Origin of the sequence: Acetobacter sicerae (assembly GCF_011516765.1) — a bacterium.
Classification (GTDB): domain Bacteria; phylum Pseudomonadota; class Alphaproteobacteria; order Acetobacterales; family Acetobacteraceae; genus Acetobacter; species Acetobacter sicerae.
Genome location: NZ_JAAABN010000001.1, coordinates 365877 through 380219, shown reverse-complemented (window position 1 = coordinate 380219; position 14343 = coordinate 365877). Strand labels below are relative to the sequence as shown.

Sequence of the window (14343 nt, the reverse complement as noted above, 5' to 3'; positions counted from 1 at the left end):
CGGCTGGCAGCGCCCTTCCTGTGGAAGCAGCGCCGCCAGCCAGATAACACCCCAGATAACGCGTGGTCCGAACCAGCGCCTTCCTGTCAGAAGGAATGATCCTGTCATCAGGGAAGCATAATCTCAGGCGGCGGTCTGGGCCTGTTCCAGATGCTCAATGGCTTCGTCGATCGAAATGGTTTTGCGGGCCTGTTCGTCCAGCACCATCACTTCACCCGTTCCGATGTCATAGAACCAGCCCTGAAGGATCAGTTTATTCTGGGCAAGCGCCGCTGCAACGGATGGATGCGTGCGCAGATGGGAGATCTGCAGCAGCACGTTCTGTTCCGAGAGGCTGCGGACAGTCGCCGGTCCGACATCCGTGCTGCTGAGAGCGCCGATGACGGCTTTTGCCGCTTCTGCATTGCGCAGCCAGGATTTGACCGTGGGCATCTTGTCCAGCTTGGAAGGATCCGGGTCCAGCAGGGCTGTCATGGCGCCGCAGTTGGAGTGACCGCAGACGATGATACTGGAGACGCCCAGAGCCTGTACTGCGTATTCAATAGCCGAAGAGACGCCGCCGAGCATTTCGCCGTAAGCAGGGACGATATTGCCGATATTACGCAGGACGAAAAGGTTGCCCGGATCCGTCTGGGTAATAAGCGTGGGGTTTACCCGGCTGTCTGCGCAGGCGATGAACAGTGTGCTGGGCGATTGCCCTTCTGCCAGCCCTTGAAAAAGATTCTGCTTTTCAGGGAAAACCTCGGTGTTGAACTTTTCAACACCGCGTAGAAGGGCAATGAGACTTTCTCTGGCGCTGGTGGCGGCCATCGTGACCCTCTCTATAATAAGGAAAAATTTGCATATCCTGGCGTCAGCGTAGCACGCCGCGCACGTATTATAAAACTCCGGAGGGCCGTTGGGTTTCTGACGACAGGAAAAGTTATTGCGGCGCAACAGCTATGACATAATGGACAGGAAAGCGTTGACAACCCGGCAATGGTTTCGCTTGTCCTGTCGCGCGTATCCCGCAATGTTTCAGAAGAATTGTACGGGATTAAAAACGGCTTTTCACGGATAGCCGGGCCCGCAAGCCGTGGAACCGGAACGAAGGGCCGGAGCTGGAGGTATGTATGGGAGCGCGTACGCTCGTCTGAAACAACGGAACGATGAGCGTCGCACGGGAGCATCGTCCAGCAAAGTGAGCCGAAGACGTGGCTGACATGATCCGCCCAACATGAAGGAGGGAACCGGGGTCATCATTGCTGCGGTGCCTGTGGCCTTGCAGGCAGGCGAACCACTTGTTCTGACGGATGGACATGGCGGGCTGCCGCATATGCAGTTTTCTGGCGCAGGGGAAGGACAGATCCGTGAGGCTCTTGAGGCGCTGATCGTGACGCGCCGTCGTGTTTTTTCCGCCTGCGCCGAGCAGTTGCCGGTCGGAATGGAACAGACTCCGGACGGACGGAAAATTCTGGAGATTCCGTATCTTGTCACAACGCAGACCGGGGGAGACGGACGCGGCTGGTCATCCTGTTACGATTTTTTACCTTGGGAGGATCAGAGAAACCATCACGGTGTCACGCTCAAAAACCGGCTGGGGGAATTCCTGCTCACACAGGTCACGCCACCGACAACGTCCGAACAGGTGGGGGCGCGTAAAAAGGTATGCGTGCTCTTTGCGCTCGAAGGCTCGCGATGGCGTCCCGAACTTGCCTCTGAACGCTGCGGGGCGCTCATTGAGTCCGGATATCTGCCTGGAGACGGGCAGGTGGATATGATGACCCTTGCAGACAGCAGATTTTACAGGTGGCTGGCGCAGGGGCTGGGGCATCTCCGTAAACCGCTCAGATCATTGTCCATGCCGGTGGAACTTATGCCTGAGCGCTTCACCATTCCGCAGTTTCAGGCGTCCATGGAAGGTGTTCTGGGGGAGACGCTGGACAAGCAGGCGTTTCGCAGGAGCGTATCGAATTGCGGACTGATTGAAGAAGCAGGCGGCGTCAGTGACGAGATATTTGGCCGTCCCGCCAGATTGTTTCGATTTAAAAACGATGTGACTGTTGCCCGCAATGCCCAGGGCATGTCGCTGGTCCTCCCGCTGGCTGAAACACTGACTGATACCGAAACAATCGAAAATCTGCTTTTTTCGCATCGCAGAAGAGCAAAAAATCAGGATGAGGCCCGCGATGAGAATTAGACCCCGTTACCATGACTGATTCAGCAGTAACTCTTTACTGACTTTTCTCTGGGAAAAGGGGGTATTGGCTCTCCAAGTTCCGGTGGAACAGTCTGGCCTGGTTGCGCGGCAGGCCTGCCCATGCAGCGCAATGGCAGAAAAGCAGAGTTGTGAACTGGGTCTGTAAGAAACCGGTGCGACACAGAAAAGGAAGTGGCATGGTTGCGGCTCATACCGTCAATCTTGAAAAACTGCGTGGACAGCCACTGATTGTCGGTGCCGGGATTGCCGGAGTTCTTGTCGCTCTGCACATGAATGATGCGCCCTGCATTCTCATTGCCGGGAGGGAACCTCAGGTCACAGATACAGGCGCGGACTGTCTGTTCTCTCTTCTGAAAGAAACGGGTTCCTCTGCGGAGAGAGCTGCGCACACGCTCAGGGTCGGAAAGGGACTGGCGCGACTTGATGTCGTACAGTGCGTCATGGGGCGAATGGATCAGGCTTTGGCCGGTCTTGCAAAGTTTGATTTCATCAGAACGCATGGATGGCCGGATTCGGAAAGCGCTCTTTATGCCATCCTGTTCGGGATTCTGGCGAAAAGACAGAATGTCACGATCATTCCTGCGACCGCGTTACGACAGCTCATTCTTGTAGAAGGTCACGTCAGGGGCGCAGTTCTCGCGACTGGTGATAAAACCGGCATTCTTGATACGGATGCCGTTATCATGGCGGGCAGTGGAGCATGCGGTCTCTTTGGAGATGATCTCGGCTCTTCGCATGGAGTGGGTTCGTGCATGGCGATCGCAGCGAGAGCTGGCGCGACACTGTGCGACATGGAATTTGTCCGGTTCGATCCTTTCGCCCTGTCCACCGAAACCACTGGCAAAAGCAGCTTCACTGTTCCGTCGGATTTATGGGAAGGACAGGTTTCTCTTCTGGATGAAAATGGCAAGCAGCTGGATGTGACAGAGAAAGATTCGGATGGTCTCGCCCGCTTTGTCCAGCAGAGCGGGGATGCAGGCCACTCGGTCTTTCTCGATCTGAGCAAGCAGATTTCCGGCCAGCCCGCGATTGCGGGTGACCATCTGGATCGCTTTCTGAAACGGTGCAGGAGTGTCGGTCTTGATCCCCGCAATGAGGCTTTACCTGTAAAGACTGCGGCTGCTTTCCATATTGGCGGGATCAGGGCCGACATCGCGGGCAGGACATCCATTTCGGGCCTGTGGGCGTGTGGTGAGTGTGCGAGTACCGGTCTGCATGGTGCATCCGCACTCCCGGCCAACCCTTTGCTGGAGATGATTGTCTGCAGTGAGATGGTTGCCGAGAGCGTGCTGAATGAAACGAAAAACACGCGGATCGACGTGTCCATGATAACGCCTGATCTCTCCGTGCCTAACGGTGTCGAGGAAATGTTGCGTCCACTTGTGAAGATGGCTCTGGGACCGGTGCGTGAAGGTGCTTCCCTGCGGCAGGCGCTGTTTCGCGTTTCCCGTCTGGCATCCTGCGACGATGCGGCGCTGGTGGCTCAGATGATGATGATTTCCGCCTATCAGAGGGAAGAAAGCCGGGGCGCTCACTTCCGTTCCGATTTCACGGCAGAAGCCAGTTCAGCTCATCATACGGAACTGTGCGAAAAATCCCTCGCAGCCATGGTGAGATCCATCGCCTACGATGTGCATGATCTCAACACGCTGGATTCAGCTGGCTCGCTGACAACGCTGGACCATCATCCAACCGCTTCCTGAGGGCAGTTTCACTCAGCCTTTAACGGTTTCAGCGAACAAGGGCAGGAATTTTTCCGGCGTCTGCCAGAGGGCGTCAAAAGAGTGGCCGTCCTGAGTGACGCCTAACGCCAGAAAATCTGCCGTCGTTGCCAATGTGTGCAGCATTTCGGGGAGGGGAAGGTCGGCCATCTCTGACGCTGGACTGTAGGCGGCGACAACAGGCAATTCCATCATTTCCCGCCACCACGTCAGAAGAGCGAGGCCTTCCGTTTCGGATTCAGCGCCAAATGGCCCGAAAGCCACGTAATCGGCACCTTTTTCACCGGCCAACATCGCCAGATCCCGGCTAAAACCGCACGCGGCGCCGAGCTGAAAATCGTCGCCCAGGATCTTTCGCGCCGCTGCAACGTCTTCCGCTTCCACATGCGCACCGTCGCATCCTGTCTGGCGCACCAGTTCAGGAAAACCATCAAGCATCAGCGCAGCGTCATGCCGGTCCATGATTTCCCGGATATCGAGAATCGTCCGCTTCATCGTTTCGGAAGAGGTTTCTGCAAGTCTCAGTCGCACAGCTGCTACAGGCAGCACCGTCAAGGCATGATCGAGCCGGTCGGCAAAAGAGGCGGCTTCCAGCAACGGAGGAGTGACAAGATATCCTTCACAGGCTTCTGTCAGTCGTCCCGTGTCGGGCTGCTTGCTGCTCATTCCAGTCTCCGAGAACGGGGTTGTCTGTGAAGAGGCTTATTCCCCGGAAGAGTGGGCGATGCCAAGAGGGAAAGACTGAATCCCGTCAGGCCGTTTAAAAAGGACGGTCGCACCGAGTGACGCCGCCAGCATCTCCACGGCCTTTCGTTGCGGGGAGGCAGGATCGAACACGATATGTTTCTGCCCCCGTGTCAGCGCCGACACGGCCCGGCCTGCCTGGCTGCCGCAATCAAGAATATCAATGAAGGGAAGGGAGGCGTGATCTGCCTCCTGAAGGCTCCTCAATTGTGCCATCATGGCCATCCACCATGGGGCTCCCATGAAACCGGCCGCTCCCGGGGGGGAAATGAGGATAATGTCGGAACATCCGCGCGCTTGAGCCGACCTGAGCGCACCGAACGCTTCCCGCAAAGTGGAAACCAGGAAAGCACAGCCAGGTTTGCTATCGTCATTTTCCTTGGAAAGATGCGGGCGGATTTGCCGGATCATGCTTGACGTTCAATCCTTTGCGGGTGATTTCTAAACAAACTTCCAAAGATGTACATAAGGCGGAGTCACGTGCGCATATGAGCGAGAACAAGCCGGACAACAATAGGCCTGTCGATCCTGTTTCACGACTTCGCTCTGCTCTGGACAGGATCGCCTTCGCACTGGAACACCGCAGGGAAGAAGCGCAGCCTTCTGTGCCCGAAGCAGTGGTCGAGGGGCCGCAGCCGGATGTCCAGGCAGCGATAGCGTCACTTGATGCGCTGATGGTCGACGTGAAAAATATACTGGGAGAGTTGGCTCCGGCCCAACCACAGGAAGAACCGGTTGAAATATCGGCAGACTTCGCGTCGCACGAGCAGTCCGGTGGCGTGCCCGATCCGGCGCCGGAAGCGCACAATCAGGATGACGGCTGGAGACACGTTTCCGACCATGATGCGTCACAGCACGGCGAAGGATACTGATTCATGCCGCAGGTAACAGTCCGCATCAACGGGTATGCCTATCAGATCGGGTGTGAGCCCGGAGAGGAGCGCCATCTTCTCGATATGGCGCAGGAGGTCAGCAAGCGGGTGGCGCGGGTCAGGGCGCTTGGCTTCAGCGGCGAGGCCAAAATCCTTGTTCTGGCGTCCCTTCTGATGGCCGACGAACTCTCGGACCTGACGGCTGAGCTGATTTCCACCGAGGCCAGCAAGGCGATTGCGGCCGGTGAAGCAGCGGCAAGAGAGAATGCGCGTCTCATGGATGAATTATCTTTATTGGCTGAGCGCGCGGAAACCATTGCGGCAGCGCTTGAGGCAGACTAGATTATGTCTGTGGGGCTGCCCGGTGCGTCAGGCAATTCATCCCCTGGGCCGATAAGCACTTCCTCGGGAGCTGGCTCTGTCGTGATCTTGGTCATGGTATTCCGGCGCCCACCTGCACTAGCAGGTCCTGGAGGTTGTAAAGTCCAACGGCCAGGGTGGCTCCACACGGTTTTTGCGACTCCATGACAGGTTCTGGAGATCTCCCCGAGACAGCCAGCGACAAGCGCGCCATTCGTCTTGCGATGAAAGCAGCGCTGCAGCAGGCTGATCCCTCCCTCTCCGCCCTGTTGTGCAACCGGCTTTACGCCCGGCTTCGCGGGCGTCCGCCTGCCCGGATTGCCTGTGTATGGCCGATGCCGGATGAGGTTGACCTGCGGCCCCTCTCTCATCGGTTACATGAAGTGGGTTGGCAGATTTTGATGCCCGAGACGCCCCCGAAAGGGTCGCCGCTGATTTTTCGGCAATGGGATCCGGACTGTTCGATGCGCGAGGGACGATTCGGAACTGTGTGTCCTGATGGTCCGGTTGATGTGCCGGATGTGATACTGGTGCCAATGCTGGCTTTTGACCGACGCGGATATCGGCTCGGTTATGGCGGCGGTTATTATGATCGCACGCTGGCGGCTTTGCCTGATGCCTGCGCCATAGGGTATGCCTTTTCCGTGCAGGAAGTGCCGCACATCCCGGTGGGGCCGTTTGATGTGCCGTTGCCTGTCATCGTTACCGAAAAAGAAGACGTCATTCCCGTGGGCAACCTTCTTTCATAGGCAGCCCACGCCGCGTTTTTTCATTCCCGACCATCAGCGTTATGGGGACCGGAGATCATTGTGAGAGTCATGTCGTGAGAATTCTGTTTCTGGGAGATATTGTGGGGCGGAGTGGCCGCGATGGGGTGACGGCACGCCTGCCGGAACTGCGTCGTCAGTTGTCTCTCGATCTGGTGATCGTCAACGCCGAGAACGCCAGTCACGGTTTTGGACTTTCTCCCGGAATTGCTCGGGATCTGATGGGTTGCGGCGTCGATGTCATCACTCTCGGCAATCACGCATGGGACCGTCGTGATCTCATCGGCGAAATCGACGGAATGCCCGCGGTGGTGAGGCCGCTGAACTTTCCTCCCGGCACACCGGGGCAGGGCAGCACGGTCGTCACGCTTGCTGACGGGCGTAAAGTGCTGGTGGTCAACGTCATGGGGCGTCTGTTCATGGACCCGCTTGATGATCCGTTTCGCCTGACTCTGGAGCTGCTTGCAAGACACCGTCTTGGCGTCACGGTGCAGGCGGCCGTCGTGGACGTGCATGCGGAAGCCAGCAGCGAGAAGTGGGCGCTCGGTCATGTGCTGGATGGCAAGGTCTCGCTGGTGGTGGGCACCCATACGCACACTCCGACCGCTGATCATCGGATTCTCAAGGCAGGGACGGCTTTTCAGAGCGATGCGGGAATGTGTGGTGACTACGACAGCGTCATTGGCATGCAGAAAGAGGCGGCGGTTGCGCGCTTTGTCCGCAAGATGCCGGGTGAGCGTCTGCAACCGGCGGAAGGAGAGGCGACAGTCTGCGGCCTGATGGTCGAGACGGATGATGTCACCGGTCTCGCTCGCAAGGTGGCGCCCTTACGACAGGGTGGAATGCTTTCGGGAGCGATGCCGGATTTCTAAGGCGATCCGCTCCCGTTTCTGCTTTCTACCTGCCTCTGGAAATGCCCATCCGCAGCGAAGGATCTCCCGTGAAGGTCGATGCGCCAGTATGGGAAAGTTTCAGTCCGGTATCGAGCCAGACCTCACCACCAATATCGCGCCAGCGTTTGCAGAAAGTGAAATCCTCACTGAGATAGGTGCCGGTTTCAGGATCGATCATGCAGTCAAAAAGAGCATAGGCATCTGTCTCTACGGCGGCTGAATTGTCCTGCCCCACCGGTGCGTCGATCCGCTTATAACGCGTTTCCGGATAAGCTTCGATCATACGCTGCACAGCCTGTCGGGATATCAGCATGAATCCGGTTCCGGCGTAACCTGCCTTGACGAGACCCGCTTCCGCACCATGGTCGGACTGATGTTCGTGGAGGGAGGTGCTTTCACCCACATAGCGCAGGGATGCCGTTTCCGTCGGCTCGCCTCTCTTGGTGAGGACATCCGTGAGTGAATCCCAGTAACGATCCTTGAGAGGATAAAGCCCGGCGACAAGGTCTTTTCCGGTAGCCACAAGGCGGGGCACGGCATCCGGAGCGAAGCCGATATCGCTATCCGCAAAAAGAATATGCGACGCATCACTCTGGGCGAAGAACTGGTGCAGCAATGTATTGCGTGAACGCGTGATCAGAGCATCATTCCCTACGAGCGAGAGGGTCAACTCAATCCCGTGATGCTGCGCCATGGCCATGCAGCCGAGGATTGACTGCATGTAAGTCTGCGTGACCAGTCCGCCGAAACAGGGAGTGGCGATGAAAACGTGAGGGGAAGTATGGGAAGCGTACACTCATCCGGCCTTGATCTGTTCGTCCCAGATTACGGGCAGGATGTTGCAGATCGTTTAATATGCCCGATAATATTTTGGTAATTTCTTTCTATTTTAAGAAACAGTTTGAATTTAGGCCCCGGAGTGGAGTGCCGCAGGCAAGCCGGTCGAGAGAAAATACCGGATGGTCATTTCATGCGGCATTACTCATGGAGATAATGAAATATCTCCGAAATAACATAAGGGTTTTATAATCAGCAGACAGTGTTCTGCAGTCTGTCCATACATTCGCGGAGAAGGCCCTCTGTTCAGTTATGTTCATCGGCAGGAAGTTCCCGCACTTTACTCCTCCCGGTAATGTCAATGGCATTCGGGCAGACAAACAGACCGCTTCATGACAAGAGAGAATTCGCCATGGAGGGTCAGACTGCATTTCAGGTCTTCTCCCTGATCCGGATGGAACAGAAATGAGTGGGGCCGCACGCTGAGAAAGGCTTTTTGACGGAACCCGCCGGAGAATTGCATGACCGGAACGGTGACCCAGACAACAGCGCCTCTTTCAGGCGTCATCAGGGAAGATGGATATGAATACGACCTGACAACCGCACGTCATGTCGTCATCGCCTCCCTTCTGGCCTGGCTGCTCGATGCCTGTGATTTCTTTATCGTCCTCTTTACACTTGATGATGTTGCAAGAAGTTTTCACGTTCCGCTGGAAAGCGTCCTGCTTGCGCCGACACTGACACTGCTGACACGTCCTGTTGGTGCGTTTGTGTGTGGCCGCGCGGCTGACCGGTATGGCCGTAAGCCCGTGATGATCACGACCATCACCGTTTATTCCCTGATCGAGGTTCTGTCCGCCTTCTCTCCCAATCTGACGGTTTTTCTGGTCCTGCGGGCCCTGTTCGGCATTGCGCTGGGCGGCGAATGGGGCGTGGGCACGTCTCTGATCATGGAAAGCGTTCCACCTTCGTGGCGGGGGACCGCGTCCGGGATTCTTCAGGCGGGATATCCGGCAGGATATCTGCTCGCTTCCCTCGTTTTTCTTCTGCTGCCCGTCATGGGTTGGCGCGGGCTGTTTATTCTGGGCGGTAGCGCGTTGATTGCCGCAGCCTATATCTGGCTGCGCGTGCCTGAAAGTCCTGAATGGCTCAGAGCCAGACAGGCGCAGGCATCCACCCGCGCGCACGCATTATGGCCGGTGATACGGGGCAATCTGGCTCTGTGTCTGTTCGCCATTACCCTGATGGCCGCATTCAATTTCATGAGCCATGGATCTCAGGATCTGTATCCGAAGATATTTCTGGGACTGGAACGCGGGCTGCCTCATCCCACCATCACGCTCATTGTCGTGCTGTATAATATTGCCGCTATTGTTGGCGGGCTGTTTTTCGGAATGCTGTCCCAAAAGATTGGCCGACAATACAGTATCGCCCTGGCGGCTCTGCTGACGTTGCCGTTCCTTCCGCTCTGGGCGCTTTCGCATTCTGTCTTCTGGCTGGCGGCAGGGGCTGTGTGCGTCCAGTTCTGTGTGCAGGGCGCGTGGGGTGTGGTGCCCGCTTATCTCAGCGAACTCTCGCCCGTGTCGGTCCGCGCCACGTTCCCCGGTCTCGCCTATCAGTGCGGTAACCTGATCGCCGCCAGCAACGCGCTGCTCCAGACCAGAATGGCGTCCCTGTTCGGAAAAGGTCTGGCTCCAGCCCTGATGCTGACGGTCGGCGGGGCGGCTCTTGTGGTCCTCACCCTCATCCTGCTGAACGCGCGTCTGCAGGTCCGTCAGACCTCGGTATGAAATGAATGTCGGAGAGAATTACAGGAGCGGGCTTCAGGAGCCGCTGAGGAGCGTATCGGCAATGGCCGGTATATCCGCAATCCTGTCTGCTTCTGCTGTCGAACCATCGGCATAGGCGGAGAGGCCATATCCCCAGCGGGCAAAAATCGATTTTGCGCCTGCTCCACGCGCTGCCAGAATGTCGTTGGCATGATCGCCAACCATGATTGAGCGGGCGGCCGTGCCTGTGGCGAGGGCGATGGTGCCCAGAAGATGCGCGGGATCGGGCTTGCGGGCAGGGAAGGAATCCCCGCCACCGACAGTGGCGAACAGATCCAGAATGCCGAATGTCCGTAGAATATCATTGGCGGCGGCAACGGGTTTGTTGGTGCAGACCGCCAGCGTCCAGCCTTCGCCAACAAGACGATGCAGCGTTTCTTCCGTGCCCGGAAACAGGCGGGATCGTTCCGTTACACGGGGCCCATAAAGTTCCATGAAGCGGTGAATCGCGGTCTGACGGTCAATGTCCTTTGCTCCCGCGTGATCAAGCGCCCGTTCGACCAGCTTGCCAACGCCGTCGCCAATCATGCTCCGGACGGCGTCCTGCGATGGGGCAGGGAGGCCATATTCAGCCAGCAACAGTCCTGCACAGTCCGACAGATCGGGGAGTGAGTCCACAAGCGTGCCGTCGAGGTCAAAAACCACCAGTCGCATCCGTCGCTTCTCCCTTCTTCACCGTGTCCGGAAAATGAGAGTAACGCGAAGTGAAACAGAAACACACCTCACGGGTTTGACAGTCTCCCGACAGTGGCTTACCGCCAGAAAGCTATGACAAAATCGTCCGTAAACCGTTCTTCCACAGCCGTTCTCCTCGCAGCCGGTCTCGGCACGCGGATGCGTTCATCACTCCCAAAGGCTCTTCAGCCGCTGGCGGGGCAGCCGATGCTGAGCCACCTGATCGCCAGCGCGGCCAGAGTGTTTGATCGCGTCGTTGTCGTCATCGGACCCGATATGGACGATCTTGCCCGCTGTGCTGCGCCCCATGCGACGGTGATCCAGCATGACCGGCTTGGCACGGCCCATGCGGCACTTCAGGCCGAAGACCTGTTCGGTGATGGCGATGTGGCGGTGCTTTATGCTGACAACCCGCTCATTACGCCCGAGACGCTCCAGCGCATGCTCGACACGCGTCGTAGTGAAGCAGAACGGACGGACCTCGCTCTGCTGGCCATGCGTCCGGTCAATCCCGGTCGTTACGGTCGTGTGATCCTTAATGATGATGGCACGGTCGAAAAAATCGTCGAATGGGCTGATGCGACGGAGACCGAACGTGCTGTTGATCTGTGCAATGCCGGTGTTTTCTGCGCCGATGCGACCCGTTTCCGTGAGTGGCTGCACAAGGTCGGCAATGCGAACAGCAAGGGCGAGTATTATCTGACCGATGTGGTCGGCATCGTGCGGGAGCAGGGTGGCGTGATCCGCGCTGTCGAAGCGCCTGAAAGCGAACTGCTCGGCGTGAATTCCCGTGTCGAACTGGCGGAGGCCGAGGCGACGGTCCAGCGTCGTCTGCGTCGTGAGGCGATGGAACGGGGTGTGACCCTGACCGCGCCCGAGACAGTGTTTTTCTCGTTCGATACGGTGCTGGAACCGGATGTGGTCGTACAACCGAACGTGGTCTTCGGGCGCGGTGTGACAGTGCGTTCCGGCGCGGAAATCCGGGCGTTCAGCCATCTCGAACAGTGCGAAGTCGGGCCGAAATCGCTGATCGGTCCCTATGCGCGGCTGAGGCCCGGCACGACGCTGGGTGTGGGCTGTCACGTCGGGAACTTCGTCGAACTCAAGGCCACGACCATGGGCGACGGCGCGAAAGCCAATCATCTCACGTATCTCGGCGACGCGAGCATCGGGGCTGCCACCAATGTCGGAGCCGGGACGATCACCTGCAATTATGATGGCGTGTTCAAGCACCGCACGACCATCGGTGCGAACGCCTTTATCGGCTCCGATTCCATCCTTGTCGCACCGGTGACGATTGGGGATGGCGCGCTGGTGGCTGCGGGAAGTGTCATCACCAGTGACGTGGAGCCGGATGCGCTGGCGGTTGCGCGTGGGGTGCAGACAAATAAAACTGGATGGGCCGCACGCTTCCGTGCAGCGCTCCGGGCAAAGAAGGAACAGGGCTGATGTGCGGTATCTGTGGCGTCGTAGGACACAGACAGGCAACGCCGATCGTCTTTGAAGGTCTGCGTCGGCTGGAATATCGGGGCTATGATTCGGCTGGCATCGCCACGCTGAACGCTGACGGCCACATCGAGCGTCGTCGTGCCGCGGGCAAGCTGGACAATCTCGGCAAGGTTCTGGAACAGGCCCCTCTGCACGGAAAGACTGCGATCGGTCATACCCGCTGGGCCACGCATGGCGCTCCAACCGAGAATAACGCGCATCCGCACGGCACGGCCCGCGTGGCCATCGTGCATAACGGTATCATCGAGAATTTCGAAACCCTGCGGACCGATCTTGAAGCCGAAGGTCAGAGTTTCGAGACGGAGACCGACAGCGAGACGATCGCCAAGCTGGTCGATTATTATCTCGGTGAAGGACAGTCTCCACGCGAGGCTGCTTTTTCAGCGCTCCGTCGTCTGGAAGGCGCTTATGCCGTCGCGATGATCTTCGCCGACCATGAAGGGTTGATGATCGGAGCCCGCCACGGCGCGCCGCTTGCCGTAGGCTTTGGCGAGGGGGAAATGTTCCTCGGTTCCGACAGTCTTGCGCTCGCGCCTCTGACGCGTCGCATCGCCTATCTTGATGATGGAGACTGCGTCGTTCTCAGCCGGGAAGGGGCAGAGTTCTTCGATCACTCCGGCGAGCGTGTCGAGCGGACCATCCAGACGACAGCCCTCATTGCCGGTGCGGTCGGCAAGGATGGCTATCGTCATTACATGGAAAAGGAACTGCACGAGCATCCGCTGGTGATCGGGCAGACCCTTCAGCGCATGATCGATCCGGCGACCCGCAAGGTGGTGCTGCCGGAGATGCCGTTTGATCTCGCCAGTGTGCCGCGTGCGGTGATCACTGCCTGTGGTTCGGCGTTTTATGCCGGTGTGGTCGGACGTTACTGGCTGGAGGAAATCGCTCGTCTTCCGGTGGATATCGATGTCGCCAGCGAGATGCGTTATCGCAATCCGCCTCTGACACCGGGCTCGCTGGGTATTCTGATCTCCCAGTCGGGTGAGACGGCGGATACACTGGCAGCTTTGCGTGGGCTAAAGAACGCTGGCCTGCCGATCCTGTCGATCCTGAACGCCGAACACAGCAGCATGGCGCGTGACAGTGACGCCGTGCTGGGAACGGTGGCTGGTCCAGAGATTTCCGTGGCCTCGACCAAGGCGTTCACCGCACAACTGACGGTGCTGGCCTGCCTGACCATCGCCATTGCGCGTGCGCGTGGCGAACTGGATGAGGCAGGTGAAGAAGAACTGGTTTCCGCTCTGCTCGATCTGCCCAGCCGGGCTGCTGAGGTGTTCACGCATGACGACGCCATTCGCAACATGGCGTCCGTGGTGGCCGAGGCGCGGGACGTGCTTTATCTCGGCAGGGGCAGCGCCTATCCGGTCGCCATGGAAGGCGCGCTGAAGCTCAAGGAAATCTCCTACATTCACGCGGAAGCCTATGCTGCCGGCGAGATGAAGCACGGGCCGATTTCGCTGATTGACCGCACGGTTCCCATTGTTGCAACCGTTCCTTCAGGTGCGCTGTTCGACAAGACACTGTCCAACCTGCAGGAAGCCAAAGCCCGTGGCGGCCGTCTGCTGGCCTTCACGGATGAGGCGGGGGCAGAACGCCTGTCCGCCATTGCCGAACAGACGATTGCGCTGCCGAAGGTGCATCCGTTCGTCACGCCCATCATCCAGACGATCGGTGTGCAGATGCTGGCCTATGAAACAGCCCTGCTCAAAGGCACGGATGTCGATCAGCCGCGTAATCTGGCGAAATCGGTTACGGTCGAATAAGGCCGACTAGCGGGGAGCGGTTCTGCTCCCCGACATAAAAGTCGCATATAAAATATAGATTTGATTTCCAAGCATGCCGGACGCGCAATGTCCTGTTGGGTAATCTGTATATTCGTTTTCCGGATAAGTAATATAAAATTTTTAAGTTAACGTTATTTGAAATAGCTGGCGGCTATTTTGCCGGAGACCTGCGTATTTCGTAGTGCAGAAAAACACGGTGTAAATTTTTT

General features: G+C 57.9%; 14 protein-coding genes and 1 other RNA gene. 10 read left to right on the top strand and 5 right to left on the bottom strand.

Annotation, left to right across the window (positions count from 1 at the left end; genetic code table 11):
- Positions 1 to 123 precede the first annotated feature (123 nt).
- A complete protein-coding gene (locus GVI59_RS01720) occupies positions 124 to 810 on the bottom strand; it encodes a carbonic anhydrase (RefSeq protein ID WP_173572559.1) in 687 nt (228 codons plus the stop codon).
- A gap of 406 nt (positions 811 to 1216) precedes the next feature.
- Between GVI59_RS01720 and GVI59_RS01715 the strand changes: the two genes are divergently transcribed.
- Entirely contained in the window at positions 1217 to 2179 is a 963-nt protein-coding gene (locus GVI59_RS01715) for an NrtR DNA-binding winged helix domain-containing protein (protein WP_173572558.1), read from the top strand.
- A gap of 197 nt (positions 2180 to 2376) precedes the next feature.
- Positions 2377 to 3903: an FAD-binding protein gene (locus GVI59_RS01710; RefSeq protein ID WP_173572557.1), complete on the top strand. Its 1527-nt coding sequence runs from the start codon at positions 2377 to 2379 to the stop codon at positions 3901 to 3903.
- 12 nt (positions 3904 to 3915) lie between these two features.
- Here the strand turns inward: GVI59_RS01710 and GVI59_RS01705 are convergent, their stop codons facing one another.
- Entirely contained in the window at positions 3916 to 4587 is a 672-nt protein-coding gene (locus GVI59_RS01705; RefSeq protein ID WP_173572556.1) for a thiamine phosphate synthase, read from the bottom strand.
- Positions 4588 to 4623: 36 nt separating this feature from the next.
- A complete protein-coding gene (locus GVI59_RS01700; RefSeq protein WP_173572555.1) occupies positions 4624 to 5076 on the bottom strand; it encodes a hypothetical protein in 453 nt (150 codons plus the stop codon).
- 77 nt (positions 5077 to 5153) lie between these two features.
- Between GVI59_RS01700 and GVI59_RS01695 the strand changes: the two genes are divergently transcribed.
- From GVI59_RS01695 to GVI59_RS01675, 5 genes are all read left to right on the top strand, one after another.
- Complete coding sequence (locus GVI59_RS01695; RefSeq protein WP_173572554.1) at positions 5154 to 5537, top strand: hypothetical protein; 384 nt, start codon at positions 5154 to 5156, stop codon at positions 5535 to 5537.
- A gap of 3 nt (positions 5538 to 5540) precedes the next feature.
- A complete protein-coding gene (locus GVI59_RS01690) occupies positions 5541 to 5879 on the top strand; it encodes a cell division protein ZapA (protein WP_173572553.1) in 339 nt (112 codons plus the stop codon).
- Positions 5880 to 5888: 9 nt separating this feature from the next.
- Positions 5889 to 6045, top strand: a non-coding RNA gene (ssrS, locus tag GVI59_RS01685) — 6S RNA.
- 16 nt (positions 6046 to 6061) lie between these two features.
- Positions 6062 to 6646 carry a 5-formyltetrahydrofolate cyclo-ligase gene (locus GVI59_RS01680; RefSeq protein WP_173572552.1) on the top strand — a complete coding sequence of 195 codons (585 nt, stop codon included), beginning with the start codon at positions 6062 to 6064 and terminating at the stop codon, positions 6644 to 6646.
- Between the two features lie 74 nt (positions 6647 to 6720).
- On the top strand, positions 6721 to 7536 hold the full coding sequence (locus GVI59_RS01675) for a YmdB family metallophosphoesterase (protein WP_173572551.1): 816 nt from the start codon (positions 6721 to 6723) through the stop codon (positions 7534 to 7536).
- A gap of 25 nt (positions 7537 to 7561) precedes the next feature.
- Here the strand turns inward: GVI59_RS01675 and GVI59_RS01670 are convergent, their stop codons facing one another.
- Positions 7562 to 8353 (bottom strand): hypothetical protein, encoded by a 792-nt coding sequence (locus GVI59_RS01670; protein WP_173572550.1) that lies wholly within the window; start codon positions 8351 to 8353, stop codon positions 7562 to 7564.
- Positions 8354 to 8855: 502 nt separating this feature from the next.
- On the opposite strand from GVI59_RS01670, the gene GVI59_RS01665 reads away from it, so the two are divergent.
- Positions 8856 to 10124: an MFS transporter gene (locus GVI59_RS01665; protein ID WP_173572549.1), complete on the top strand. Its 1269-nt coding sequence runs from the start codon at positions 8856 to 8858 to the stop codon at positions 10122 to 10124.
- A 33-nt stretch (positions 10125 to 10157) separates the two neighbouring features.
- On the opposite strand, the gene GVI59_RS01660 is transcribed toward GVI59_RS01665, so the two are convergent.
- The gene (locus tag GVI59_RS01660) at positions 10158 to 10817 is read right to left on the bottom strand and encodes an HAD-IA family hydrolase (RefSeq protein WP_173572548.1); all 660 of its coding nucleotides are present in this window, start codon (positions 10815 to 10817) and stop codon (positions 10158 to 10160) included.
- A gap of 114 nt (positions 10818 to 10931) precedes the next feature.
- Between GVI59_RS01660 and glmU the strand changes: the two genes are divergently transcribed.
- A complete protein-coding gene (gene glmU / locus GVI59_RS01655) occupies positions 10932 to 12287 on the top strand; it encodes a bifunctional UDP-N-acetylglucosamine diphosphorylase/glucosamine-1-phosphate N-acetyltransferase GlmU (protein WP_173572547.1) in 1356 nt (451 codons plus the stop codon).
- Positions 12287 to 14113: a glutamine--fructose-6-phosphate transaminase (isomerizing) gene (gene glmS, locus GVI59_RS01650; protein WP_173572546.1), complete on the top strand. Its 1827-nt coding sequence runs from the start codon at positions 12287 to 12289 to the stop codon at positions 14111 to 14113. The genes glmU and glmS overlap by 1 nt, the downstream gene beginning before the upstream one ends.
- Positions 14114 to 14343 lie beyond the last annotated feature (230 nt).

What these genes read in the sequence shown, in the direction of transcription:
- GVI59_RS01720 (WP_173572559.1), bottom strand. Translation starts at nt 810, where the DNA reads ATGGCCGCCACCAGCGCCAGAGAAAGTCTCATTGCCCTTCTACGCGGT.
- GVI59_RS01715 (WP_173572558.1), top strand. Translation starts at nt 1,217, where the DNA reads ATGAAGGAGGGAACCGGGGTCATCATTGCTGCGGTGCCTGTGGCCTTG.
- GVI59_RS01710 (WP_173572557.1), top strand. Translation starts at nt 2,377, where the DNA reads ATGGTTGCGGCTCATACCGTCAATCTTGAAAAACTGCGTGGACAGCCA.
- GVI59_RS01705 (WP_173572556.1), bottom strand. Translation starts at nt 4,587, where the DNA reads ATGAGCAGCAAGCAGCCCGACACGGGACGACTGACAGAAGCCTGTGAA.
- GVI59_RS01700 (WP_173572555.1), bottom strand. Translation starts at nt 5,076, where the DNA reads ATGATCCGGCAAATCCGCCCGCATCTTTCCAAGGAAAATGACGATAGC.
- GVI59_RS01695 (WP_173572554.1), top strand. Translation starts at nt 5,154, where the DNA reads ATGAGCGAGAACAAGCCGGACAACAATAGGCCTGTCGATCCTGTTTCA.
- GVI59_RS01690 (WP_173572553.1), top strand. Translation starts at nt 5,541, where the DNA reads ATGCCGCAGGTAACAGTCCGCATCAACGGGTATGCCTATCAGATCGGG.
- GVI59_RS01680 (WP_173572552.1), top strand. Translation starts at nt 6,062, where the DNA reads ATGACAGGTTCTGGAGATCTCCCCGAGACAGCCAGCGACAAGCGCGCC.
- GVI59_RS01665 (WP_173572549.1), top strand. Translation starts at nt 8,856, where the DNA reads ATGACCGGAACGGTGACCCAGACAACAGCGCCTCTTTCAGGCGTCATC.
- GVI59_RS01660 (WP_173572548.1), bottom strand. Translation starts at nt 10,817, where the DNA reads ATGCGACTGGTGGTTTTTGACCTCGACGGCACGCTTGTGGACTCACTC.
- glmU (WP_173572547.1), top strand. Translation starts at nt 10,932, where the DNA reads ATGACAAAATCGTCCGTAAACCGTTCTTCCACAGCCGTTCTCCTCGCA.
- glmS (WP_173572546.1), top strand. Translation starts at nt 12,287, where the DNA reads ATGTGCGGTATCTGTGGCGTCGTAGGACACAGACAGGCAACGCCGATC.